12 protein-coding genes are annotated in these 8958 nt (G+C 64.0%); 5 read left to right on the plus strand and 7 right to left on the minus strand.

Annotated elements, in window-relative coordinates; translation table 11 throughout:
• Positions 1–100 precede the first annotated feature (100 nt).
• A complete protein-coding gene (locus tag IB277_RS15355) occupies positions 101–499 on the minus strand; it encodes a DoxX family protein (protein WP_110818573.1) in 399 nt (132 codons plus the stop codon).
• 3 nt (positions 500–502) lie between these two features.
• Positions 503–691 (minus strand): hypothetical protein, encoded by a 189-nt coding sequence (locus IB277_RS15360; RefSeq protein WP_192371313.1) that lies wholly within the window; start codon positions 689–691, stop codon positions 503–505.
• Positions 692–850: 159 nt separating this feature from the next.
• Here IB277_RS15360 and IB277_RS15365 point away from each other — a divergent pair, with 159 nt between their 5' ends.
• The 3 genes from IB277_RS15365 to IB277_RS15375 are packed head-to-tail and all read left to right on the plus strand — an operon-like array spanning position 851 to position 2298.
• A complete protein-coding gene (locus IB277_RS15365) occupies positions 851–1183 on the plus strand; it encodes a helix-turn-helix transcriptional regulator (RefSeq protein ID WP_090296182.1) in 333 nt (110 codons plus the stop codon).
• 2 nt (positions 1184–1185) lie between these two features.
• Complete coding sequence (locus IB277_RS15370) at positions 1186–1662, plus strand: SRPBCC family protein (protein ID WP_090296408.1); 477 nt, start codon at positions 1186–1188, stop codon at positions 1660–1662.
• A gap of 12 nt (positions 1663–1674) precedes the next feature.
• A complete protein-coding gene (locus IB277_RS15375; protein ID WP_090296185.1) occupies positions 1675–2298 on the plus strand; it encodes a dihydrofolate reductase family protein in 624 nt (207 codons plus the stop codon).
• A gap of 117 nt (positions 2299–2415) precedes the next feature.
• Here the strand turns inward: IB277_RS15375 and IB277_RS15380 are convergent, their stop codons facing one another.
• The 4 genes from IB277_RS15380 to IB277_RS15395 form a co-directional block, all read right to left on the minus strand.
• Entirely contained in the window at positions 2416–3345 is a 930-nt protein-coding gene (locus IB277_RS15380) for a hypothetical protein (RefSeq protein WP_060519497.1), read from the minus strand.
• Between the two features lie 39 nt (positions 3346–3384).
• Positions 3385–4191 (minus strand): MerR family transcriptional regulator, encoded by an 807-nt coding sequence (locus IB277_RS15385; RefSeq protein ID WP_090296191.1) that lies wholly within the window; start codon positions 4189–4191, stop codon positions 3385–3387.
• A 104-nt stretch (positions 4192–4295) separates the two neighbouring features.
• A complete protein-coding gene (cml, locus tag IB277_RS15390) occupies positions 4296–5492 on the minus strand; it encodes a CmlA/FloR family chloramphenicol efflux MFS transporter (protein WP_090296193.1) in 1197 nt (398 codons plus the stop codon).
• Between the two features lie 242 nt (positions 5493–5734).
• A complete protein-coding gene (locus IB277_RS15395; RefSeq protein WP_029742346.1) occupies positions 5735–6016 on the minus strand; it encodes a BON domain-containing protein in 282 nt (93 codons plus the stop codon).
• A gap of 241 nt (positions 6017–6257) precedes the next feature.
• Between IB277_RS15395 and IB277_RS15400 the strand changes: the two genes are divergently transcribed.
• The gene (locus IB277_RS15400) at positions 6258–7202 is read left to right on the plus strand and encodes an AEC family transporter (RefSeq protein WP_060609576.1); all 945 of its coding nucleotides are present in this window, start codon (positions 6258–6260) and stop codon (positions 7200–7202) included.
• A 146-nt stretch (positions 7203–7348) separates the two neighbouring features.
• Here IB277_RS15400 and IB277_RS15405 read toward each other — a convergent pair whose 3' ends face one another.
• Positions 7349–8032, minus strand: coding sequence for a cytochrome c family protein (locus tag IB277_RS15405; protein ID WP_029742348.1), 684 nt, complete (start codon positions 8030–8032; stop codon positions 7349–7351).
• A 156-nt stretch (positions 8033–8188) separates the two neighbouring features.
• Between IB277_RS15405 and IB277_RS15410 the strand changes: the two genes are divergently transcribed.
• Positions 8189–8944 (plus strand): 3-deoxy-manno-octulosonate cytidylyltransferase, encoded by a 756-nt coding sequence (locus IB277_RS15410; protein WP_090296196.1) that lies wholly within the window; start codon positions 8189–8191, stop codon positions 8942–8944.
• The last annotated feature ends 14 nt before the right edge of the window (positions 8945–8958 follow it).

The raw sequence follows: 8958 nt of genomic DNA on the forward strand, positions 1-8958 counted from the left end.
TGTTAGACCAGAGCAGCCGCGCTGCCCTGGTCTCGACGCGTTCCAGACACGCGCTGCCGCGAGGGCTGAGTGGTCTTGCCGAGCCGCCGGTTGTTGACGTTCAACGCCTGCGCGACAGGATCGATACCAGCGCCAGGCCGCCGATCACGGAGACGTGCTCCAGCGCGACGGTCATGTCGCGGAAGGTCTCTTCGCCTTCCTTCAGCCAGAAAGGATGGGCGATCGGGATCGTCAGCACCGTGAAGACGGCGAGCGCCCCGGCGGCAAGCCAGACCCAACGGTTGAGGATGATCAGCAGAGAGGCGCCGATCTGCAGGATTAACGTCATCGAATTGAACAGCCATCCCGGCGTCAGGCCGAAGCCTTCCATGATCGCGACGTTGGCGTTGAAGTCGAAGAGCTTGGCAAGGCCGCTCGACCAGAAGACGAGCGTTAGCAGCACGCGGGCGAGAATGCCGAAGGCGCGCGAATCGAGAATGCTTGCGATAGGGCCTGACATGGATCATCCCTGCCTTGCGGTGAGAAAGGCGACCCTGCGCGCGCTCGCGATCGCCGTTGTCTGTGCGATGGCGGCCAGGCCAGCGAGCCAGCAGGCGGCGCTCGATGCTGCGCCGCCGCCGGGCTCGGCGATGCCCGCAGATGCCGTTCCAGTCCCGGGATTGTCAGTCCTTATCTGGTTTTCCAATGCCACGTCGGCCCCCATTTCCGATTGAACCGACGGGGTTTGTAGAAGCTCAACCAGGCTTGAGGTCAAGAAAACGGCCATGTGACAAATTGGCTGGCGCTGGCGGCGGTCGGGCGACGAATAGTTAGCTCTTGCGCTAAGTATTGACGTGTGATACTTAGCCTTATGGAACAGTATTCAGACCGATTGGACGTGATCTTTCAGGCGCTCGCCGATCCCACCCGCCGTGCGGTGCTTGCGCGGCTCGGCGGCGGTCCGGCGAGCATCAGCGATCTCGCCAGACCCTTCGACATGGCCCTGCCGTCCTTCATGAAGCACATCCACTACCTTGAAGGCAGTGGGCTCATCCGCACGCACAAGGAGGGCAGGGTCCGCACCTGCGCCATCGAGAAGGCGCAGTTCGCCGCGGTAGAGAGCTGGCTTTCGGCGCAGCGCGCGCTCTGGGAAGGCCGCGCCGACCGGCTGGAAAAATTCGTCACTGAACACGAGGAGGAATGACCATGATCCGCTCTCCCGATCCTGAACTCGACCTGACGATGGCGCGCATCATCAAGGCGCCGCGCGCGACGGTCTGGCGCGCCTGGAGCGATCCCTCTCGGCTTGAGCAATGGTGGGTTCCTGAGCCGGCAAGATGCAAGGTGATCGACATGGATCTCAGGCCCGGCGGCAGTTTCGTGACGCGGATCAGCGAAGGCGGCGGCGCATTCCTGCCGCATATCGACGCCTGTTTCCTCGCGGTCGACGAACTCTCGCGCATCGTCTTCACCGACACGCTCGTTGCCGGTTGGCGGCCGGCGGAAAACGCCTTCATGACGGCGATCATCACCCTCAGCGACCATCCAGCCGGCACCGAATACGCTGCCCATGTAATGCATCGGAGCGGCGCGGGCCGGAAGATGCACGAGGAGATGGGTTTTCACGACGGCTGGGGAACGGTTGCCGGGCAACTGGCCCGGTTCGTCGAGCAAACTCACTGAGGAGACGATCCCATGCGCAATATCGTGCTGCAGATGATGACGACACTGAATGGCCGCCTCGACGATCCGCTTGCCTGGATGGGGACGGTGGTCGACGAACAATACCGGGCGATCGACCGTCTCTACGCCGGCTACGACACGGTTCTGGTCGGCCGCACCACCTATGAGGAGATGGTCGGCTACTGGCCGGGCGCGCTGAAGGACGAGGCGGGCGGCGAGACCAATCGGGTGATGGCAGGGCGTATGCACGACTATCGCAAGATCGTGTTCTCCCGCACCGAAGATCAGGCGATCAGCCGCTGGCACAATGCCGAGCGGGCGGTGGTTCCTGATGATGCGGCGCTCTCGCGCTACCTGACCGACCTGAAGGCTGAGCCCGGCCGGGATATCCATCTGTCCGGCGGCGCGAGCCTGGCGCAGACGGTGATCGGCCTCGGCCTCGTCGATCGCTACCACTTCTTCGTCTACCCGGTCGTATCGCCGGGCGAACCATGGTTCGCCCGGCTTCGCGACAAGAACGAGCTGCAGCTGATCGGCAGCGAGCACTACGACAACGGCGTCGTTGGGCTCCACTACGCGACGGTACGCGACGCAAAGTCGGCGCGACCGAAAAGCTTCTCGGAGCTCATTGCCTAAGAGCAATTCCAGGAAAAGTGCGAAGCGGTTTTCCGTCCGGAATTGCGCCAGCCAAGCGAGGGATTCCCAGGAAAAGTGCGAAGCGGTTTTCCGTCCGGAATTGCGCGGCTTTTGGGATCACTCCCCGGCTTGCAGGGTGGTGAACAGCCGGTCGTAGGTCGGCGCCAGAAGGCGTAGGCTTGCGGCCGCCTCGGCATCCCTGCGCAGGACCAGCGGATACTGCAGCGCGCCGATCAGCCGTGCCTGTTCGCCGGCGATGGCGGCGGATTTGGCAAGGCCTGCCCGCGCCAGGCAGGACGCCGCATCGCCGGCGCGGCGGGCACCGACACGAACGGCGAAGTGCACGAGGTGAGCCCGCAGGTTCTTGTCGCAATGGTCTTCGATCAGAGCGGCGAGCGCTTCGGCTGCGTCGGCATTGCCAAGGCTGCCCGTCGGCACCAGCCGGTCCGTGGTCATCGAGAGCCAGTGGATCGCGGCCGGCACCGAGGCGCGGATTGCCTCGACCTCGCTCACGTCGGCGACACGAGAGAATCCCCATCGCATGGTGTAGGGGTCGCCGTAGCTCAGCGTCTCGGCGCCCCAGGCCGTCATGAAATCGTGGAGCGGCAGGGAGGCGTAGGGATATCCTTGCGGGTCGTGCATCAGCACGCGCGTCTCGTCGATCGCGAGGACCACGACGTAGTGATCGGCCTCGATCGGTCCCGTCATGCCGGGCTGGTGCCTCAGATGCCCCATCTCCACCGGGCCGACCCAGACGGGACCATCCTTCAGTGCCGAGCGCAGGCGGGAAAGCGCGTCCTCGGGCTCGCCGCCGCTGCTGACCTGCGACGTCCAGCCGAGCGCCTTCAGCGCGCCGTCGAACCCGGCCTCCGGATCCCAGCCGTAGGGGTCGAAGAACGGCAGGGTACCGCCGACGATCTGCATGCCGAAGGGGCTACCGGTGGCAAGCTCAATGGTCGAGGTCGAGGGCGCGGCTTCGCCGAACATCATTGCAAATGAGTTGGCGTAGCAATAGGGGCCGGAGCCCACATAGGAAAAGTGCTGCATCGGTTGGTCCTTGAGTGATTGGAGCGTGCGGGGATTGGGTTAGCGCACGATGGGGTAGGCGACATCGAAGCGGGTACCGCCGCTGCCGGGATAGATTTCGTAAGGGCTGCCGAAGCAGCTGAGATCGTCGCTTTGCTCGAACCAGGCTTCGATCGCGTCATAGACGCGGAGCACGGCCGGAAAGGTTTCGAACGGTTCGGCCACGGCCAGGAACGCTTCGCGTCCCGCCGGCTGAAGGCGGATGCGCAGATCACCAGTGGGTTCGAGGCTGCCGTCATAGCCGATCGCCACCTCGACGAGACCCTTGCCGTCGTGATTGACCGGCTCGTGGAAATGCAGCGTCATCTGCCCATCGTCGCTCTTGCCCGATTGCGCAAGATAGCCGCGGATCTCCGCTTCGGCGCTTTCGGTGAAGGCCTCGAGCGCATCCACCGTCACATGGTGCTGGCGATAGACGATTTTCGAAGGCGCGACGTCGCGCACGGCAACGGCCCTGACCAGCGGATCGTCGCCGCCGCTCGATTGCCGGATGATTGCCTCCACCAGCTCGCGCTGATCCTCGAGTCGTTTGCTCTGCACCTCCAGCCAGGCGCGCAGCTCCGTGAGGCGAACGTCGGGCTGAAGATCTATCAGCCGTGCGATCCGGGCGATCGGCAGGCCCAGCTGCCGCAGCCGGGCAATCAGCCTGGCGCGGCTTGCCTGCGTGGCGGCGTAATAGCGGTAACCGGTCGCGGGATCGACACGGGCAGGCACCAGCAGGCCCTGCTCGGCATAGAGCCTGAGTGCTTTCGGCGACAATCGTGTGGCGGCGCCGAAGCGGCCTGCGAGGAAGTAGGAATCGGTCATGAAGGTAGTCTGGGGCCAGCCCCAGGGGCGAGGTCAAGGGGCATGCTGCCGCCTTTCCTGTCGAAGACCTCCCGGAGCAGGCGACCGCTCCGGGAGGGGCAAGGCTATCGATTTTCGCGCCGGTTGAGAGACGCCAGCGCCAGCAGCGTGATCGTCGCCATGCCGAGGCAATAGCCGACGAGCGGCCAGGCCGTATCACCGCCAAGCAGGAGAACGGCGCCGGTGCCAATAAGGCTGACGATCAGGCTCTGGATCGAGAAGTAGAGCGCGACCGCCGTCCCGGCGATGGCATCGAAGGCCTTGAGCGCTCCGTTGGCGGTGACCGAGGCGCTCATGACGATGCCGAAGGCGATCACCCACATTGGCAGCACGAAGCTCTGGAACGACGGCACCGCCGAGGCTTCGCCCGCGCCAAGCAGCAGCCCGCCGAGGATGATCAAGGCCATGCCGCGGGCCAGGCAACCGGAGGTCCCGTAGCGGGTGACGAAGCCCCTGGCGAAGCGCGTGGCGATGATCATCACGACGGCGGCGGTGGCGAATGCCAGGCTGAAGCCCAGCTGCGAATAGCCGGCGCGATCGATAAGCAGGCGTGGCGCCGTGGAGAAGAACACGAAAAACGCGCCCATCGCCGTGCTGAAGCCAAGCGTATAGGTCCAGAAGGCGCTACTTGCGAGCATGGGTCTGAAGCTCGGCTTTGACGGTGCTGCGGCGTCGGGCCGGGTTTCCGACCACTGCGGCAAGGCCTGGCCGAGTGCTGCAAGGCCAAGCATGGCAAGCGTCAGGAAGATCGCCCGCCATCCGAAAGCGCCTGATATCAGCGCGCCGGCGATCGGCCCGAGCGCCGGCACGAAGGAGAGCATGGCGCTGAAGAGGCCATAGATGGTCACACCCTCCGGACGTGCGCCATAAACGTCGCGCACGGTCGCGAAGGTCGCGACCAGTGCGGCCGAGGCGCCGGCCGCCTGGACAAGCCGCAAGGCGACGAAGACCGGTGCCGAGGTGGTTGCGGCCAGTCCCAGCGAGGCCAGCGCAAACAGCGTCGCGCCACCGAGAAGAACGGGACGGCGGCCGACGCGGTCGGACAGCGGGCCGAACAGCAGCTGACCCAGCCCCAAAAGCAGCATGTAGAGGCTGAGCGTGAGCTGGACGACTGCGGGCGACGTGCCGAGGATCGCCGGCATGTCGGGCACGACGGGCAGGTAAATGTCCATGGCGAGCGACGCCAGGATATCGAAGGGCGCCATCAGCAAAAGGGCTGCCGGCAGCGAATAGGACCAGGTGAGGGAATTACGATCGGGCATGATGAAACATCCGCGCAAATGAAAACCATTCGGCGGCGATCTGCCACTTCATCAAATCTTCTGAATGTGAGCCGACAGACGCCGCAACAACTTATTCAACCGTTGTTGCGGCTTACCTGGTTGCTGACGGGTCGGTCCTCATCTGCGGCTCCTATGGCGGCTCTCCAGCGATACCGCCAAGCCAGCCGAAATCTCATGCCGGCATGTCCTATCATCGGGATTTCCGGACGGCAACTCCTGGCTCAGCTATCAGCCTCGGCCGCGCCCGGCATCACCGCCAGCCGGTTCTCGACGCTGGTGACGCCGATCACCGATGCTGCGGCATCGCCGGCGCAGGCGATATCGGATGCCTGCGCCACATGACCGGAAAGCACCACGATCCCGCCGAGCGCCATCACCGAGATCTCGCGCGTATCGATCATCGCCGCATACTGGATGTAGCGCAGCACCTTGTCGGCGAGCGCATCGTCGATGAGATGCGGATCGTCGTCTTTGTGCGCGTAAATGGACTTCTCTGTCGGCATGGCTCGTTCCTCATGCTGTTTCGGAACGCCTGCGGCCGGGGAATGTTCCCCTCCCTGTGCCCGCTGCTCGCGCGCTTGCGGCGCGGGTGCGAACAACGTTATTGCTGGCAGGACCATTCCAGGAGCGGAAAGAGGAAAGCATCTGCGGTCTTCCGCCCGTCTCCCGCTCTACCTCATGAGAACAGACCCCGAAGGACTTGGATCGATCCGCTCCAAGGTCATCGCGATCCAGGGCCCGCGCATGTCCGACATCTTCCAGAACGTCCTGCCCATCTTCATCCTGATCCTTGCCGGCTGGTTGCTGGTGCGCCTGGGTTACCTGAAACCGGCCGTCGGCGAAGCCTTGGGCGATTTTGTCTTTCGCGTCGCCGTGCCCATCCTGCTGTTTCGCACGATTGCGGAAGCGGATTTCAAGGACGGTTCGCCCTGGCCGCTCTGGGTCGCCTATTTCTCGGGCGTCGCGGTGACCTGGACGTTGGGACACGTGGCGGCGACGCTCGTCTTCGGGCGGGATGCGCGCATGGGCGTTCTCGCTGGCGTCTCCTCCGCCTTCGCCAACACGGTCTTCATCGGCCTGCCGCTGGTGTCGCGAATCGTCGGCGAGGAGGGCATCGTTGCGATCTCGATCCTGCTTTCGGTGCATCTGCCAGTCATGATGATAGCGGGCACGCTCTTGATGGAGCGTGCGGAGCGGCGCGCCGGCGGCAAGCCGGGGCAAAGCCCGCTGCAGCTCTTGGCCGGTGTCGCCCGCAATCTGGTGCGCAACCCGCTGGTGATCGGCCTTGCCTGCGGCGCCGCCTTCCACCTTATCGGCCAGCCGCTTGGCGGTCCGGTCAAGACCGTCGTCGATCAACTGGCGTCGATGGCGGCACCCGCAGCGCTGATCTCGATCGGCATGGCGCTGGATAAATACGGCCTTGCCGGCAATCTCGGGCTCGCTTCGATGACGAGCGTCTTGAAGCTCGCCGTCATGCCCGCGGTCGTCTATGCGAGCTGCCACTTGCTCGGCCTCAACGACAACTGGACGACGGCGCTGGTGCTGACGTCGGCCGTGCCGACGGGTGTCAATGCCTGGCTGATCGCCAACCATTTCAATGTCGGCCATGGGCTGGCGTCCTCGACGATCACGCTGACGACCGCGCTCGGCGTCATCAGCGTTTCGGTCTGGGCCTATCTGCTGATGTGATTACCACTCTCTCCGGCAAACTGTTTCGCCGCAGAGGCTTGGATCCGCCTGAACGTTCCGTGCGCAACATCTCCGCCTATCCCCGAATACGAAAAGGCCCGGCGCGAGCCGGGCCTTTTGCATGGGATCGTTTCCGACCGCTGAACTTATTGAGCCGGTGCCGGCTGACCTTCGGCAGGCTTGGCTTCGGTTGCCGGCGCTTCGGCCGGCTTTGCACCTTCGGCGCCAGCAGCCGGTGCCGCTTCGCCGGCAGCCGGTGCGGCTTCGGCAGAACCGGCAGATGCGTCCGGCAGTGCTGCCGGAGCGTCGGCCTGCTCTCGCAGCCAGGCGATCAGGTTGGCGCGCTCGTCGGGCTTCTTGACGCCGGCAAAGCCCATGGCGGTGCCCGGAACGTGCTTCTTCGGTGCTTCGATGAAGTAGCTGAGGTGGTCGTAGTCCCAGACGACCTTGCCGCCTTCGGCAAACGTCTTCATGCCGGCCGAGTAGCTGAAGCCCTCATGCGAAGCGATCGGACGGTTGACGAGGCCCCAGAGGTTCGGACCGACTTTGTTTGCGCCGCCCTTGTCGGCGGTGTGACAGCTTGCGCATTTCTTGAACACGGCTTCACCGGCAGAAGCGTCGGCCTTGAGCAGCAGCGGCTTGATGTCGACTTCGACTTCCGCGGCACCACCGGCACCTGCTTCAGACGTGCCTTCTTCCGCAACGATCGTAAAGCCTTCCTTCTCGGGAGCTTCGGAATGGAAAATGCCTTCCGATGCAATGGACACGGACATCAGAACGAAGACCGTTCCCAGAAAGGCGCCCACGCCCATGTTCACATATGAATTCATCTGCAAACGCTCCCTTTGCCACCGGCGCAAACAAAAACCCGGCCTATCTTGAAATCGCGCGGAACCTATGTCTTTTGGCTCTGCGTTGCAACAGTGATTATCGGCCCCTAACTGAGACTTATTGACACTTTCGGCGGGGTTTTTGAAGGCCAGATCATGAATCGCGAAAATTCAGTTAAAGTCATCGTGCTCATTCCGGCGCGCATGGCCTCGACACGCCTACCCGGAAAGCCGCTCGCCGATATTTGCGGCCTGCCGATGATCGTTCAGGTCGCGACCCGAGCGCAGGAAGCGGACGTCGGCCGCGTCGTCGTTGCCGTTGACGACCAGCAGGTCTTTGACGTCGTGCGCGAGGCCGGCTTCGAAGCGATAATGACCCGCATCGACCACCAGTCCGGCTCCGACCGGATCTACGAAGCGCTGCAGAAGGCCGATCCGAACGGCGAAGCCGAGATCGTCATCAACGTCCAGGGTGACCTTCCGACGGTCGAACCGGCATCGATCCGCGCGGCGCTGAACCCGCTCGAAAATGCTGCCACCGATATCGCCACGCTGACGGTGGCGATCACCGAGGAGAGCGAGAAGACCAACCCGAACATCGTCAAGGTCGTCGGTTCGCCGCTTTCCGACACGCGCCTGCGTGCGCTCTATTTTACCCGCGCGACCGCGCCTCATGGCGAAGGCCCGCTCTATCATCACATCGGGCTCTATGCCTATCGACGGCAGGCGCTGGAACGCTTCGTCTCGCTTCAGCCCTCCGTGCTCGAACGCCGCGAATCGCTGGAGCAGCTGCGTGCGCTCGAAGCCGGCATGCGCATTGATGTCGAGATCGTCGATTCGGTCCCGCTTGGTGTGGACACGCCGGTGGAGCTGGAAAAGGCCCGCCGCATCCTGTCTGCCCGTACCCGCTGATATCAGAACCTGAG

Origin of the sequence: Ensifer sp. ENS07 (genome assembly GCF_014852185.1) — a bacterium.
In the GTDB taxonomy this organism is placed as follows: Bacteria; Pseudomonadota; Alphaproteobacteria; order Rhizobiales; family Rhizobiaceae; genus Ensifer; species Ensifer adhaerens.

What these genes read in the sequence shown, in the direction of transcription:
- IB277_RS15355 (WP_110818573.1), bottom strand. Translation starts at nt 499, where the DNA reads ATGTCAGGCCCTATCGCAAGCATTCTCGATTCGCGCGCCTTCGGCATT.
- IB277_RS15365 (WP_090296182.1), top strand. Translation starts at nt 851, where the DNA reads ATGGAACAGTATTCAGACCGATTGGACGTGATCTTTCAGGCGCTCGCC.
- IB277_RS15370 (WP_090296408.1), top strand. Translation starts at nt 1,186, where the DNA reads ATGATCCGCTCTCCCGATCCTGAACTCGACCTGACGATGGCGCGCATC.
- IB277_RS15375 (WP_090296185.1), top strand. Translation starts at nt 1,675, where the DNA reads ATGCGCAATATCGTGCTGCAGATGATGACGACACTGAATGGCCGCCTC.
- IB277_RS15380 (WP_060519497.1), bottom strand. Translation starts at nt 3,345, where the DNA reads ATGCAGCACTTTTCCTATGTGGGCTCCGGCCCCTATTGCTACGCCAAC.
- IB277_RS15385 (WP_090296191.1), bottom strand. Translation starts at nt 4,191, where the DNA reads ATGACCGATTCCTACTTCCTCGCAGGCCGCTTCGGCGCCGCCACACGA.
- cml (WP_090296193.1), bottom strand. Translation starts at nt 5,492, where the DNA reads ATGCCCGATCGTAATTCCCTCACCTGGTCCTATTCGCTGCCGGCAGCC.
- IB277_RS15395 (WP_029742346.1), bottom strand. Translation starts at nt 6,016, where the DNA reads ATGCCGACAGAGAAGTCCATTTACGCGCACAAAGACGACGATCCGCAT.
- IB277_RS15400 (WP_060609576.1), top strand. Translation starts at nt 6,258, where the DNA reads ATGTCCGACATCTTCCAGAACGTCCTGCCCATCTTCATCCTGATCCTT.
- IB277_RS15405 (WP_029742348.1), bottom strand. Translation starts at nt 8,032, where the DNA reads ATGAATTCATATGTGAACATGGGCGTGGGCGCCTTTCTGGGAACGGTC.
- IB277_RS15410 (WP_090296196.1), top strand. Translation starts at nt 8,189, where the DNA reads ATGAATCGCGAAAATTCAGTTAAAGTCATCGTGCTCATTCCGGCGCGC.